Origin of the sequence: Maribacter sp. 1_MG-2023 (assembly GCF_030547005.1) — a bacterium.
Classification (GTDB): domain Bacteria; phylum Bacteroidota; class Bacteroidia; order Flavobacteriales; family Flavobacteriaceae; genus Maribacter.
Genome location: NZ_JAUOPN010000002.1, coordinates 93,157 through 106,954 on the forward strand (window position 1 = coordinate 93,157; position 13,798 = coordinate 106,954).

13 protein-coding genes are annotated in these 13,798 nt (G+C 35.0%); 9 read left to right on the top strand and 4 right to left on the bottom strand.

Annotated features, from left to right (window positions below; translation table 11 throughout):
• The first annotated feature begins 7 nt into the window (after positions 1-7).
• Together pdeM and Q4500_RS03290 are read left to right on the top strand one after the other, a co-directional pair.
• Positions 8-679 carry a ligase-associated DNA damage response endonuclease PdeM gene (gene pdeM, locus Q4500_RS03285; RefSeq protein ID WP_303598321.1) on the top strand — a complete coding sequence of 224 codons (672 nt, stop codon included), beginning with the start codon at positions 8-10 and terminating at the stop codon, positions 677-679.
• Between the two features lie 58 nt (positions 680-737).
• Positions 738-1,529 carry a tryptophan-rich sensory protein gene (locus Q4500_RS03290; protein ID WP_303598322.1) on the top strand — a complete coding sequence of 264 codons (792 nt, stop codon included), beginning with the start codon at positions 738-740 and terminating at the stop codon, positions 1,527-1,529.
• A gap of 8 nt (positions 1,530-1,537) precedes the next feature.
• Here the strand turns inward: Q4500_RS03290 and Q4500_RS03295 are convergent, their stop codons facing one another.
• A complete protein-coding gene (locus Q4500_RS03295) occupies positions 1,538-2,887 on the bottom strand; it encodes an NAD(P)/FAD-dependent oxidoreductase (protein WP_303598323.1) in 1,350 nt (449 codons plus the stop codon).
• A 126-nt stretch (positions 2,888-3,013) separates the two neighbouring features.
• Here Q4500_RS03295 and mfd point away from each other — a divergent pair, with 126 nt between their 5' ends.
• From mfd to Q4500_RS03320, 5 genes are all read left to right on the top strand, one after another.
• Complete coding sequence (gene mfd, locus Q4500_RS03300) at positions 3,014-6,382, top strand: transcription-repair coupling factor (RefSeq protein ID WP_303598324.1); 3,369 nt, start codon at positions 3,014-3,016, stop codon at positions 6,380-6,382.
• Positions 6,382-6,708 carry a TerB family tellurite resistance protein gene (locus tag Q4500_RS03305; protein ID WP_303598325.1) on the top strand — a complete coding sequence of 109 codons (327 nt, stop codon included), beginning with the start codon at positions 6,382-6,384 and terminating at the stop codon, positions 6,706-6,708. The genes mfd and Q4500_RS03305 overlap by 1 nt, the downstream gene beginning before the upstream one ends.
• A 150-nt stretch (positions 6,709-6,858) precedes the next feature.
• Entirely contained in the window at positions 6,859-7,188 is a 330-nt protein-coding gene (locus tag Q4500_RS03310; protein WP_303598326.1) for a hypothetical protein, read from the top strand.
• Between the two features lie 8 nt (positions 7,189-7,196).
• Complete coding sequence (locus Q4500_RS03315; protein WP_303598327.1) at positions 7,197-7,529, top strand: hypothetical protein; 333 nt, start codon at positions 7,197-7,199, stop codon at positions 7,527-7,529.
• A gap of 162 nt (positions 7,530-7,691) precedes the next feature.
• Positions 7,692-9,011 (top strand): TlpA disulfide reductase family protein, encoded by a 1,320-nt coding sequence (locus Q4500_RS03320; RefSeq protein WP_303598328.1) that lies wholly within the window; start codon positions 7,692-7,694, stop codon positions 9,009-9,011.
• On the opposite strand, the gene Q4500_RS03325 is transcribed toward Q4500_RS03320, so the two are convergent.
• Complete coding sequence (locus Q4500_RS03325) at positions 9,008-9,667, bottom strand: aspartate kinase (protein WP_073241969.1); 660 nt, start codon at positions 9,665-9,667, stop codon at positions 9,008-9,010. The genes Q4500_RS03320 and Q4500_RS03325 overlap by 4 nt on opposite strands.
• A gap of 88 nt (positions 9,668-9,755) precedes the next feature.
• On the bottom strand, positions 9,756-10,115 hold the full coding sequence (locus tag Q4500_RS03330) for a YraN family protein (RefSeq protein WP_303598329.1): 360 nt from the start codon (positions 10,113-10,115) through the stop codon (positions 9,756-9,758).
• 186 nt (positions 10,116-10,301) lie between these two features.
• On the opposite strand from Q4500_RS03330, the gene Q4500_RS03335 reads away from it, so the two are divergent.
• Positions 10,302-11,795, top strand: a complete 1,494-nt coding sequence (locus tag Q4500_RS03335) for a DUF1800 family protein (protein WP_303598330.1) — start codon at positions 10,302-10,304, stop codon at positions 11,793-11,795.
• 11 nt (positions 11,796-11,806) lie between these two features.
• Positions 11,807-13,510 carry a DUF1501 domain-containing protein gene (locus Q4500_RS03340; RefSeq protein ID WP_073241963.1) on the top strand — a complete coding sequence of 568 codons (1,704 nt, stop codon included), beginning with the start codon at positions 11,807-11,809 and terminating at the stop codon, positions 13,508-13,510.
• Between the two features lie 57 nt (positions 13,511-13,567).
• Here the strand turns inward: Q4500_RS03340 and Q4500_RS03345 are convergent, their stop codons facing one another.
• Entirely contained in the window at positions 13,568-13,747 is a 180-nt protein-coding gene (locus Q4500_RS03345) for a hypothetical protein (RefSeq protein WP_027065197.1), read from the bottom strand.
• Positions 13,748-13,798: the final 51 nt, after the last annotated feature.

Genomic DNA, 13,798 nt, shown 5'->3' on the forward strand with positions numbered 1-13,798 from the left:
TGCATCAATGACCCATTCCATTATCCTTCATAATCAAACTTTTGAAATGCACTTCTCTGGCGCTCTTTTTTGGGTAGAGAAATCAATGTTAATGATTAGTGATGTTCATTTAGGCAAAGTATCACATTTTAGAAAATACGGTGCCGCTGTACCACAACAAGCTGTACAGCAAAATTTTGATGCACTAACCTCGGTAGTGAATCATTTTAAACCAGATTCGATAGTTTTTTTAGGTGATTTATTTCACTCTGCATTAAACACAGAATGGCTTCTTTTTGAACAATGGGTAAAGGCTACTCCACAAGAAATAATTTTAGTAAGCGGTAATCACGATATTATTTCTCCGCTGAAATATGAAGAATTACATATTAAAGTAATTTCCGAAATGATTATAGATTCTTTTCTACTAACCCATCACCCAGAAGAACGAGATCGTTTATTCAACTTTTCAGGACATATACATCCTGCAATTAAACTTAGCGGATTAGGAAGACAATCTGTTCGATTGCCTTGTTTTTACAAAACCGAACATCAAATGATAGTACCGGCATTTGGAGAATTTACTGGCACTTACACTTTAGAACCTTGCGATGGATGTGAGATTTATGCCCTTTTAGGTGACGCTGTACTGCCAGTTCCTATAAAAGCGGTAAAAAAGAAGCGTAATTACCGAAAATAGTTCGTTTAATACGCTAAAGAGCATAACTTTATAAGATAACCACAATAGCTTTACAGTTATGAAAAAGAAATTATCCGTTCTTAATTTGGCATCTGTTATTCTAGTAATTGTAGTTAATTACATTTCACAAGCATTTTCTCTTAATGATACTACCATTGGTGAGATGAGTGCTCAATATGCAAACTTGTTTACTCCCGCATCATATGCTTTTGCTATTTGGGGCCCAATCTTTTTAGGATTACTTGCTTATGGTATTTTTCAAGTAAAAAGAGCTTTTTTCAGTGATAAACCTAGTAATTTTATTGAACAAACTGGCTACTGGTTTGTCTTCGCGAATATTTTAAACTGTTGCTGGGTAATTGCATTCATGTACAATTACACCGGACTTTCAGTGGTTATTATGTTCGGAATATTGCTTTCATTAATTAAGATTATTCTAAACACCAATATGGAACGTTGGGATGCTACTATTTCGGTCATTGCATTTGTTTGGTGGCCTATTTGTTTTTACAGCGGATGGATTACTGTAGCCACCATTGCAAACATATCAGCTTTTTTAAGTAAACTAGATTGGAACGGGGGAGTATTATCAGAACAAGCCTGGACGATAAATATGATTGTAGCAGCCACCATCATAAATCTACTAATGATTTGGAAAAGAAATATGCGCGAATTCGCCCTTGTAGGCATTTGGGCATTATTCGCCATTTATGTAAGACATAACGAATCAAATATCTACATTGCTTACGCAGCAATGACGGGCACGGTAATTCTATTTATTGCCATTGCTTTTCATGCCTTCAAAAATCGAGAAACTAGTCCGTTTAAAAAGCTACAAGAACGATTATAAGAAAAATCTTAAACCATACTTTTTATATCATTACCCCAAGACGGATAAGAGAATATAGTAGATTTTATATTCTTATCTGTCATTTTATTAGTGATAGCTAAAGTTAATATATTGATGGTCTCACCAGCATCAGAACCTAATAGATGTGCACCAACAATTTCGCCTGTTCTATCATTCATAATGATTTTGAATGCATATAAAGGTGCATTTATTCGCTTGGCATTAAACCAATCGGTTGCAATCTCAAAATTTACTCTTATGTTCTTATAACGGCTACGTGCTTCTTCTTCAGAATACCCAACAGTAGCCAAATTTGGAGAAGTAAATACCACAGATGGTATTACAGGAACCTCTAATTTTTTGTCATTTCCATTTATAATATTTTCTGCAACCACATAACCTTGTCTACCAGAAAGCGGAGTCAACGATAAGTTCTTATCAGATACATCTCCACAAGCATAAACATTTGCGTTACTGGTACTTTGTAAGTACGCATTTGTTTCTATACCTTTATCGCTAAAATCAACATTGCCTTTTTCTAAATCTAAACCTGCCAATGCGGGTTCACGACCAGCGGTATTAAAAAATGCTTCGGCTTCAATAGTCTTCTCCTTCCCTTTTGACTCATAGGTTAGTGTGAGTTGTTTACGTTTCTTTTTCAATGCCTTAGGTGTAGCCTCAAAAATGAAATTAATCCCTATTGTTTCAGAATATTTCCTAAGCTCATTAACCAAATCTTCGTCAAAAGCATGCAGAGGTCTTTTACCGGTATCTATTACCGTAACAATAGCTCCAGCTCTTGCCGCCATATGAGCAAACTCCATCCCAATATAACCTCCGCCAACAAAAACAATTTTCTTCGGTAGCTTTTTTAGGTTTAAAAAATCATCACTTTCTTTAAAATGTTTCGCTCCAGGTAAAGCCAACTTTCTTGGCACCAAACCCGTGGCAATGACAATTTTCTTGGCGATGATTTTTTTACCTTCTACCAATAAAGTATTCTTATCTAAAAAAGTAGGAGATTGATGAAACAACGTAATTCCTAATTCTATCAAATTATATTCTGTAGAAGCAGGTATATTAGAAGTGAAATTTCGTTTGAACTTTTGCAATTGCTTCCAATCAATTTTCGCAGTCTTACTTATGCCTTTTCCCTTTAAGTTTTCACTTAACTCGTAGGCTTCTATCGCTCCGAGAAATATTTTCTTAGGATCACAACCTCTATTTGCACAAGTACCACCAAATTCACGATTATCGGTAATAGCAACTTTTAATCCCTTATCAGTGCAAGCCTTAGCGACCGTTTGTCCGGCAACACCACTTCCTATTACAAAAACATCAAACTCATTATCTTCCATATCACTTTTCTTTTTCTGCTACACACCAATGTGCAACTTTCTAGAGGCAATCTGTAACCCAAATTCGATAATAATGAGTCTTATCCATTTCTTAGGTATGCGTATATTTGTAAAAATTTTAAACTGTTGAGTCATTCTTCTATCCAACAACGGTATAATCAGTCTCCCCAGATAGGGAAACTGCAAAATACTTTTGCCGATTCTGAAAAATCAGAATCCAAAAACATTCAATTAAAAGGTCTTGTAGGGTCATCACTTTCATTTGTGCTTACCAGTATATTCAATACAGAAGATCGACCATTCTTGGCGGTTTTTAATGACAAAGAAGAAGCTGCCTATTATTTAAATGACCTAGAACGCCTTATTGGCGAAGACAAGGTACTTTTTTACCCAGGTAGCTACAGAAGACCTTATCAAATAGAAGAAACAGATAATGCCAATGTACTTTTACGTGCCGAGGTTTTAAACAGAATCAACTCTAGAAAAAAACCAGCAGTAATAGTCACCTATCCCGATGCACTTTTCGAAAAAGTAGTTACAAGAAAAGAATTAGACAAGAATACCCTAAAAATGAAATTAGGGGATACACTTTCTTTAGATTTCCTAAATGAAATTTTATTCGAATACAAATTTAAACGAGTAGATTTCATTACCGAACCAGGTGAATTTTCGGTTCGTGGTGGTATCGTAGATGTGTATTCTTTCTCGCACGATGAGCCTTATAGAATAGAGTTTTTTGGTGATGAAATAGACAGTATTAGAACCTTTGATGTAGAAACACAACTTTCTAAAGAAAAGGTAAAATCAATAACAATTGTGCCGAATATGGCCGACAAATTTTTGATTGATAAAAGACAAAGTTTTTTGACCTACGTGGCATCGAACACACTTGTTTTTGCAAAAAATACCGACTATTTATATGATAGATTGGACGATTTCTTTGAAAAAGCAAAAGAAGCTTTTACAAAATTATCAAAAGGCATTAAGCATGCCGAACCCGAAGAGTTATTTATGGGCGGCGCTGAATTTAAACAACAACTATCTGGCTTTACACTTTTAACCCAAGATGCTAAGCGAGATGTTATCGACTTTGTCGAATTCCACTCTAAACCACAACCTTCTTTTAATAAGAAGTTCGATTTATTAATTGAGAATTTAAATAGCTATAAAGACAAAGGCTACACCAATTACATCTTTTGTGCCAGTGAGCAGCAAGCCAAACGTTTTCATGATATTTTCGAAGAGGTTAACGAACATGTGCATTATCAAATTATTGTTTCTCCGCTATTTCAAGGCTTTATAGATGATGATCAAAAACTAGTTTGCTATACGGATCATCAAATTTTTGAACGTTACCACAAATTCCATTTAAAGAATGGTTATGCCAAAAAGCAAGCCATTACCTTAAAGGAAATTAACAAACTAGAGATTGGTGACTACGTAACCCATATTGATCACGGTATTGGTAAGTTCGGCGGATTACAGAAAATAGATGTTGAAGGCAAAAAGCAAGAAGCTATAAAATTAATGTATGGTGAGCGTGATATTTTATACGTAAGCATACATTCGTTACACAAAATTTCAAAGTTCAACGGTAAAGATGGTGCACCGCCAAAAATTTATAAACTTGGTTCTGGAGCTTGGAAAAAAATTAAGGATAAGACCAAATCAAGGGTTAAGAAAATAGCGTTTAACCTTATTAAAATTTATGCAAAAAGAAGGCTTGAAAAGGGATTTCAATATAACCCAGATAGTTATTTGCAGAATGAACTTGAGGCTTCGTTTATTTACGAAGACACTCCCGATCAAAGTACCGCTACCGAAGATGTAAAAAGAGACATGGAAAGTGAGCGACCTATGGATCGTTTAATTTGTGGTGATGTAGGATTCGGAAAAACGGAAATCGCTATTCGGGCAGCATTCAAAGCCGTTGATAATGGCAAACAAGTAGCAGTTTTAGTACCTACTACTATATTAGCCTTTCAACACCATCGTACTTTTGCAGAACGATTAAAAGATATGCCGGTAACGGTAGATTATCTGAACAGATTTAGAACTGCAAAAGAGAAAAAAGATACGATTCAGCGATTAAGCGAAGGCAAGGTCGATATTATTATTGGCACTCATCAGCTTGTGAACAAAAACGTTCAATTTAAAGATCTCGGGTTATTAATTGTTGATGAAGAACAAAAATTTGGAGTTGCCGTAAAAGACAAATTAAAGTCCATCAAAGAAAATGTAGACGTACTCACGTTAACAGCAACGCCAATACCTCGAACACTTCAGTTTAGTTTGATGGCTGCTCGAGACTTATCAACTATTACAACGGCACCGCCAAACAGGTACCCTATTGAAAGTCAGGTTGTACGTTTTAACGAGGAGATTATAAGAGATGCCGTTAGTTATGAAATTGAACGTGGCGGACAGGTATTCTTTATTCATAATAGAATAGAAAATATAAAAGAAGTAGCCGGTATGATTCAAAGGTTGGTGCCCGATGCAAAAGTAGCAGTGGGTCACGGTCAAATGGAGGGTAAAAAACTAGAAGCTTTAATGCTTGGTTTCATGAACAGTGAGTTCGATGTTTTGGTATCGACAACTATTGTTGAAAGTGGGCTGGATGTTACAAATGCCAATACCATTTTCATAAACAACGCCAACAATTTTGGCTTGAGCGATCTGCATCAAATGCGTGGTCGTGTAGGTCGTGGTAATAAAAAGGCATTTTGTTATTTTATTACTCCGCCATACGAAGTAATGACCAATGATGCACGTAAACGTATTGAAGCATTAGAACAATTCACCGAATTGGGCAGCGGCTTTAATATCGCCATGAAAGATTTAGAAATTCGTGGTGCAGGAGATTTATTAGGTGGCGAACAAAGCGGATTCATCAATGAAATAGGTTTTGAAACATATCAAAAAATATTAGCTGAAGCCATCGATGAATTAAAAGAAACCGAATTTAAAGACCTTTATGAGGAGGTTGAAGGTAAACATGAGAAGGTTTTTGTAAAAGAAACTCAGATAGATTCTGACTTCGAATTGCTCTTTCCAGACGATTATATTAATAATATAACTGAAAGACTAACGTTATATACAGAGCTGAACCAGGTAAAAGACGAAGCAGCGCTTCAAAAATTCGAAGCACAATTAGTTGATCGTTTCGGTGAATTACCAGATCAGGCGGCAGATTTACTAAACTCGGTTCGTATAAAATGGATAGCAAACAGTATCGGTTTAGAGAAAATAGTGATGAAACAAGGTAAATTGATCGGGTACTTTTTAAGCGACCAACAATCAGAATTTTATCAGACTTCAACATTTACTAGAGTTTTACAATATGTGCAGTCAAATGCACAGCAATGTAAAATCAAAGAAAAAAAGACCCGAAACGGTTTACGCTTATTATTAGTTTTTGAAAATATAAGATCTACAGATAGAGCATATTTGGCATTAAGGCCTTTTGAAATTAAAGAAAAAACAACTGCATAATGGAATTTGAAATATCAGAAAAATTGGCGATGGTTCATTTAATCGATTCAGTTATTGTAGCCGATGGCGAAGTGCATAATGGCGAAATTAATGCCTTAACAAAATTGATGACCATCATCGATTTTGATAGTAATTTCTTGATTCAGGCACGAAGTATCGATATAGAACAAAGTGTCAATATCTTAAAAGATATGCCTGAGGACAAAAAAAGTAACCTAGCCCAAATATTAAAAGACGTAGCCATATCTGACGGCTATATTCATGAGAAAGAAAGTGATGTTATACGACATGTCTTCTCTGAAATAGGGCTCTCTAAAAAAGCATAATAAATTATAAATGTACAAGGCTTAATATCTTCGTATCAAGCATTTTAACAAGTACTACTCATAACTTTTAATAATGTTGTAAAACTCCTTCCACAACCATATTAAAAAGTCTCATCGTTTTCCTTATCTTTCAACTCCAAAACAAAAAGAATGGAGTTTGAAGAGTTTGTAAAAGCAGCCTTTGTAAAGATGATTTATGAAGTTATAGAGGCCGACGGTGAAATTCATCCTGCAGAAGTTGAAATCTTAAATAAACTTAAAGTCAAAATTGGTTTTGACGATACATTTTTAGAACGTGCAAAGTTATTAGAGTACGATAATGCTTTAGTGACACTCTACAATTCACCACACGAACAAAAGAAAGCCTTAGCAGAGATCCTTGATGAAGTTGCTATATCTGATGGTGATATCCATAAAAAAGAAATGGACTTAATCATCGAAACATTCATTAATATTGGACTTGGAGAAGAAACAGAGTAATCAAGAGAATGATAGATTTTACAAAAGAAGAGAAATTAGCTGTAGTAAAAATGGTAGACTATGTTATTCTAGCAGATAGCAAAGTAGACCCTGCAGAAATGAGATATCTTACCCAACTAATGGACCGCTTTACTTTTGATAGTTTTTTTGTAGGTCAAGCCAGAAATTTGAATAAAGACAAAGCTTTTCAAATTCTTAGCCAAATGACTTTACCTAAAAAGAAAGAGGTTGCTAAACTTTTAGACGAGGTGGCTATTTCTGATGGATTTGTTCATGATAAGGAGCTGATAAAAATAACTGAAGCACTAGGTCATATGAATATTGAAAAAGAATTTTCATAAGCTTTTCAAAATTAAAGCCTACAATTGCTTTCTGAATATTACTTTTATTGACTTTATAGTACGCTTCATTACAACAGCACTTTATGTGGATTTCAAGAAACATAAAGCTCAATTTGTAATTAGCATTATACATATTGGTCCGATAATTGTTTTAAAAAAAGTATGAAAGTTCTTATTAGTATTTGCCTCTTATTTATTTCATTAAGTATTCATGCCCAAGGTTCCATTGCTGGAAATTTTTCCCCGCCTAAAGATTTTAAATGGTTGATTGCCTATGAGTTGACCCCAAATGGTGAACGCTATAGCGTTGACGGTGTCGTAAGAGATGGTTCATTTGAGCTAGAAATGCCCTTAACCGCTCAAGCTGGTATGTATAGATTGGTATATGCCGTACCACAAGATGAATTTTATATCGATGTCATTTATAATAAGAAAGAAGATATAAAATTCAATTTCAATCTTAAAGATGGTTTGACAATTACCAATTCTGAAGAAAATAAGTGGTACCGAGAATATTTTTCTAAAATAACTGCTGCGCAAGATAAACTTATAGAGTTTTATGAAACCAATAACGAATCGAATAAAGAGTATACAAGCATTATAAAAGAATTAAATGCGATACAAATCTCTTTTGAAGAAAAGCATGCTAACACTATTGCCCATAAATTTATTAAGGCTAATAGAAGTTACATTCCGTCAGAATTCGAAGATTTAGAAACATTTCTTAAAAATAAAAAGCAACATCATTTTGACCATTTAGCAATAAATGATCCCGTTCTACAAGGTTCTAATTTCTTAACCGATAAATTCGCCAGTTATGTTTTTTCGGCACTACCCACCGATATCACTACAAAAGAGCAATTAGCAATTGAGGTAAATAAAAACGTAAAGACCACAGCTGAGTTTATAAAAACTACTCCAATCGGTTTTCAAGAAAGGGCTATGCATCAATTATGGAAAATAGCCGATGTAAATGATATGCCTGTTGTGCAAGATTACATTTTCAAGAACCATTTGAATAAATTGGCAATAACCAACAATAATCAAAAATTGGTCGATGAGCTAGAACTGGCATCTCGATTAAGAATTGGAGCAGTATCACCAGATATTACTTGGCAGGCAAATGGCAAAAAAGAATCGCTTTTAGCCATGGAAGAAGCGGAGAATTATTTACTGGTTTTTTGGAGCAGCACCTGTTCGCACTGTTTAAAAGAGCTTCCTGCATTACATGAAGAAGTTAAAGAGTATGACAATCTAAAAATAATAGCTATAGGGTTAGAAGATGATGATGTTAATTGGAAGGAAGTTTCTGCAACATTACCAGGGTTTAATCACGCCATAGCATTAGGTAGATGGGAAAGTGAGTATGCACATACTTTTGGCATACAAAGCACACCTACCTATTTTATATTGGATAGTGAAAAACGATTTTTGGCAAAACCAGAATCTGATAAAGAAGTCGTAGAGTTTTTAGAAAACTAAAGCGCCTTTAAATCCTTTATGGTTTTAAATGCCATATCTACTTGAGCATCATTTACTAGAATTGTAAATTCATTTGTTGTTGAAATTACTTCGTAAAGGACAATGCCTTCCCAAGCTAACCTCTGAAAAATAAAGTAATAAATACCAGGTACCGAAACATTTTCAGCAGGTAATTTTACGGTAATAGATGAAAGCTCTTCCGCTTTTTGAGTACACTTTTCGTCTTTAAACAGTCTCTCAACTGTTTTATCCATCACATTACTAATTACTATGTTGATTTCGTTTACACCACGGCTAGAGGTATAGAAAACATCTTGATTATTGTTAATCTCCTCAAGCAATTTAGCTTGATGAACCAATATTTTATCTGAAGCTAAAAAAGTGTAATCAGTTAGTGAAGATCGTACGGTGATCTCACCAATATTCTTCAACACTTTTAGAATTTTATGGGTCGCTCTAAATTCTAAATCATCAGACAGGCGTTTCAATGCCATTACAATTGCGCCATTACGAATGTCTTTACCTAATTCATGCTCAATCTCTGGCTTCACTATTCTAGATAGCGATGTAAGATTGATGATGCCTTGTGCTAGAGCACTTTGTAAAAATGGCTTTTTCTTAATGTACTCTTCAACGACTGATGATATTGTTTTCATTTTACTGTATGGTTGTTGTGCAAATATAACAACTTGTTATAAATAAAACAAAATGTTTTTTAATAAATCTACTCTTTTAGTAGATTACTCAGAAATGATAAAAGGCAGATTCTAAATGTTCTAGCTCAAACTGGCTATTATTTTTAAGTATAGTTATGATATCAAAACGTACCTCAACGTCTAAATTATTATCGGTAACATAGTGGTCAGCCGCCATAACCAATAACTTAATTTTTTTAGGTGTAACCGTCTCAGCAATATTCTCAATAAAATTTGAGCTTCTTGAACGCACTTCAACAATTGCCAACACATCACCTTTTTTAGCAATAATATCAATTTCGGCCTTTAAGTATCTATAGTTTTTATACTTGACGACATAGCCGTTTTTTTTGAGATAATCTACCGCTATCTGCTCTCCTTCTTTACCAAATTCATTGTGTTTCCCCATGATGTAGTACGTAGATTGTGTAATTCATCGAAAAAACAGGAATTTCATCGCCTTTTTATCAATAAATCTCGTTATTTGAAATCTTATTATCGAAAATAGATAGTTTTAAATACTATACCAAATTTCGAAACGTTTAGCATAGAAGCCCCAACTCTACGAACGTAATACAAATGCCTATTTAAGAATATGGAATATTTCATTAATTGTAATACTTCTACTCTTGCTCCGTATACAGCTAATTTAGATCAGCTAAGAGCAGCTCATTTATACCGCCGATTAGGTTTTAGTGCCTCAGTGGCAACTATTAACCAAGCAACGGGTCAATCTGCCAGTGCATTGGTAGATAGTTTGGTAGATGAAGCTTTGAATATGCCTAAAATAGCTACACCTGCTTGGGCAAATTGGAACAATGACAACTACCCTGCAGATAGTGATGCAAGTAATCAACTAAAAAGAGAGCAAAAATCTGAATTTCAATTGGCTTATGCCAATGGTCTTTTAAATAACAATTTAAGAGATCGGCTAAGCTTTTTCTGGAGCAATCATTTTGTTACTGAATTAGAAGTTTATAACTGTAATTCTTTTTTATATCAATATATAGACTGTCTACAGCGCAACTCTTTAGGAAATTTTAAAACCTTTACTAGCGAAATTGGGTTAACCAATGCCATGTTGTATTATTTAGACGGTGTATATAATAACGGTAACAACCCTAATGAAAATTATGCTCGTGAATTATATGAGCTATTTACTTTGGGTGAAGGCAATGGGTATACTGAAGAAGATATTATAGAAACAGCAAAAGCCTTAAGTGGTTATGTAGAACGCGGCGAAGTTGGTTGTTCAGCTGTAGCCTTTGATGCTACTAAGCATGATGAAGGTTCCAAAACCATATTAGGACAAACTGGTAATTGGGGGTATGATGATGTAATCAACATCCTCTTCGAACAAAGAGCTCCCGAAATAGCAGAATTCATCTGCCGTAAATTATATGAATTTTTTGTACACCCAGATTCTAAAGATGATGCGAATAACGCACAAATAATTATCGATGGTTTGGCTGCGACATTAGTAACTAATGACTTTGAATTGGCACCAGTGCTAAGAGTACTATTTAAAAGTCAGCACTTTTTCGACGATGAAGCTATTGGAGTAATTATAAAGAGTCCGGTAGATTTCTATTTTAACACACTAAATGAATCGGGCTTTAGTTATACAGACACGAATGTTGCCGAAATGGTCAATTACAGTGCCTTATTAAGCCAAGAAATATTTGAACCTTTTGATGTTGCCGGTTGGCAAAGAGACAGGTCTTGGATCAACACCAATTTTATGATTGGGCGTTGGCTTACCATTGAAAGCATATTAGAAGAATTCTATATGGCCGACAATGAGCAATTTAGAACATTTGGACTCGAAATATCAGGAAATACAGGTTTAACAAGCTCAAACCCCGACGAGGTTGCTAGACTAATTATAGATTTCGTTTTAACTAAGGGACTTCTAAATGAAGAAGAATATGCCAAAGCATTTGCCATATTCAGAAGTGATGTAGAAGATGTTTACTACAATGGTGGTAATCAAGAATCATGGACGCTGGCTACTTGGCAACAAGGTCCGTTTCAAGTATACCTCCTTTTTCAGTATTTAGCTAGACAACCTGAGTTTCAATTAAAATAACACCTACTCTTATGTGCAACACACACCACTCCCCATTTAAAGGTCTTCAACACGAAGGTCATGATGAAGAACATAAAACATGGAGCAGACGCTCTTTTTTACAAGCAATGGGCATTGCGGGCTCAGGCTCAATGATGCTAGGTGCAAATATGTTATCGGCATCTGCCCCATCGCCATTATCGGCGGGCATATCAGCTGCAGAAACAGATAATATCTTAATACTTATTCGCCTGTCTGGTGGTAATGATGGATTAAGCACGGTTATACCTATAGAACAATACGATAGTTATGCCAATGCAAGACCAAATATCTATATACCAGAAAGTAAAGTTTTAAAATTGACCGATGAATTTGGTGTACCATCGTACATGAGTTCTTTAGCTCCAATGTGGGAAGAAGGTCAGTTTAAAGCAGTGCATGGTGTAGGTTATGAAGGACAAAGTTTATCTCACTTTACAGGTTCAGATATTTTTGCGAATACAGACATAGAAACTACAGGGTTCAGCGGTTTAAATACTGGATGGATGGGTAGGCATTTTGAAAACATGTACCCAGATTATTTAGTTAATCCCCCAGCGGCACCAGCTGCCATACAAATTGGACAGTTTGGTAGTTTGGTATTTCAAGGAGATGAAACCAATTATGCATTTGTAACTTCTAATGTTGATCAACTAGAGGAAATTGCAGAATCTGGCGTTGTCTATGGTTTAGATGATACCTTATTCAATGACTGTATGTACGGTGATCAGTTGAAATTTTTGAGAGGAGTAGCCAATACAACTTATGAATATTCTGGTATTATACACGATGCTTACACACGTGGGCAAAATCAAGTGGAATATCAAGACAATAGTTTTGCACGCCAATTGGCACTTATAGCAAGATTAATAAAAGGTAACCTTGGCACAAAGGTATACATGATTTCAATGGGCGGTTTTGACACCCATGGTAATCAACCACAGGCACATGCCAATTTAATGACCAATTTATCTGTTGCGGTAAACAACTTCTATGAAGACATAGCCTTTACCCAGCAAGACGATAAAGTACTAAGCATGACTTTCTCTGAATTTGGACGACGAATTTTTGAAAATGGCTCTAATGGTACCGATCATGGTAAAGCAACACCAACATTATTTTTTGGTTCAGGTTTAAATGGTAGTGCATTTGTTGGCGACCACCCAACGTTAGATGACCCAGATGGACGCGGAAACTTAGAATACACGATGGATTTCAGAGATCTCTATGCTACCGTTCTAGCAGAATGGCTATGTGTAGACATACCTTTGGTTGAAGCGCATTTATTGAATTACAAACCGTATGTACCGGTAGACTTAGGCTTTAGCTGTAGTGGAGAGGCTTTCCCAGATATTGTATATAGTGATGGCGAAGTAACACCACCTGTGTATCCTGATGAAGAAGCAGAGACTCCGTTTAATCCAGACTTAATAAATGCTGTTGTACATAAACCTTTTTATCCAACGGATAGTACACCACATATCTATTTAGAAATGCCATTTTCGGCACATGTAGATATTGAACTTTTTAATATTCTTGGTCAGAAAGTCGGCACCGTTTTTAACGAAATGATGTTTGAAGGTTCTACCGAAATAAATATACGAGAGCGCATGCCCGAACAACTATCAACAGGTAAGTACATTTATCGTATAAATGTACAAAACCAAAAAATGAGTAAATCAGTGATGGTAGTTTAATCTGTTTCCCACTATGTAAAAAGCCCTATTCAATTTAATTAAATAGGGCTTTTTATTTTATGCTAATTTCGATTTGTTCATTTTGGACTCAAACCTCAATTCTTTTTTTACTCTATGGTTCTTGTCTTTGTAAAGCCGCACAACATCTTCTTTACTTGTTTGTGCATCTTCTATTCCTGCATTAAATTTCTCTAAGCTTTCATCAAGCTTTAACTTTCTTGAATTACCAACAGCCATAACATCTATGTTTTAATTTATAAATAGGTATTTTCTTACATTATAACAGAT

What these genes read in the sequence shown, in the direction of transcription:
- pdeM (WP_303598321.1), top strand. Translation starts at nt 8, where the DNA reads ATGACCCATTCCATTATCCTTCATAATCAAACTTTTGAAATGCACTTC.
- Q4500_RS03290 (WP_303598322.1), top strand. Translation starts at nt 738, where the DNA reads ATGAAAAAGAAATTATCCGTTCTTAATTTGGCATCTGTTATTCTAGTA.
- Q4500_RS03295 (WP_303598323.1), bottom strand. Translation starts at nt 2,887, where the DNA reads ATGGAAGATAATGAGTTTGATGTTTTTGTAATAGGAAGTGGTGTTGCC.
- Q4500_RS03305 (WP_303598325.1), top strand. Translation starts at nt 6,382, where the DNA reads ATGGAATTTGAAATATCAGAAAAATTGGCGATGGTTCATTTAATCGAT.
- Q4500_RS03310 (WP_303598326.1), top strand. Translation starts at nt 6,859, where the DNA reads ATGGAGTTTGAAGAGTTTGTAAAAGCAGCCTTTGTAAAGATGATTTAT.
- Q4500_RS03315 (WP_303598327.1), top strand. Translation starts at nt 7,197, where the DNA reads ATGATAGATTTTACAAAAGAAGAGAAATTAGCTGTAGTAAAAATGGTA.
- Q4500_RS03320 (WP_303598328.1), top strand. Translation starts at nt 7,692, where the DNA reads ATGAAAGTTCTTATTAGTATTTGCCTCTTATTTATTTCATTAAGTATT.
- Q4500_RS03325 (WP_073241969.1), bottom strand. Translation starts at nt 9,667, where the DNA reads ATGAAAACAATATCATCAGTCGTTGAAGAGTACATTAAGAAAAAGCCA.
- Q4500_RS03330 (WP_303598329.1), bottom strand. Translation starts at nt 10,115, where the DNA reads ATGGGGAAACACAATGAATTTGGTAAAGAAGGAGAGCAGATAGCGGTA.
- Q4500_RS03335 (WP_303598330.1), top strand. Translation starts at nt 10,302, where the DNA reads ATGGAATATTTCATTAATTGTAATACTTCTACTCTTGCTCCGTATACA.
- Q4500_RS03340 (WP_073241963.1), top strand. Translation starts at nt 11,807, where the DNA reads ATGTGCAACACACACCACTCCCCATTTAAAGGTCTTCAACACGAAGGT.
- Q4500_RS03345 (WP_027065197.1), bottom strand. Translation starts at nt 13,747, where the DNA reads ATGGCTGTTGGTAATTCAAGAAAGTTAAAGCTTGATGAAAGCTTAGAG.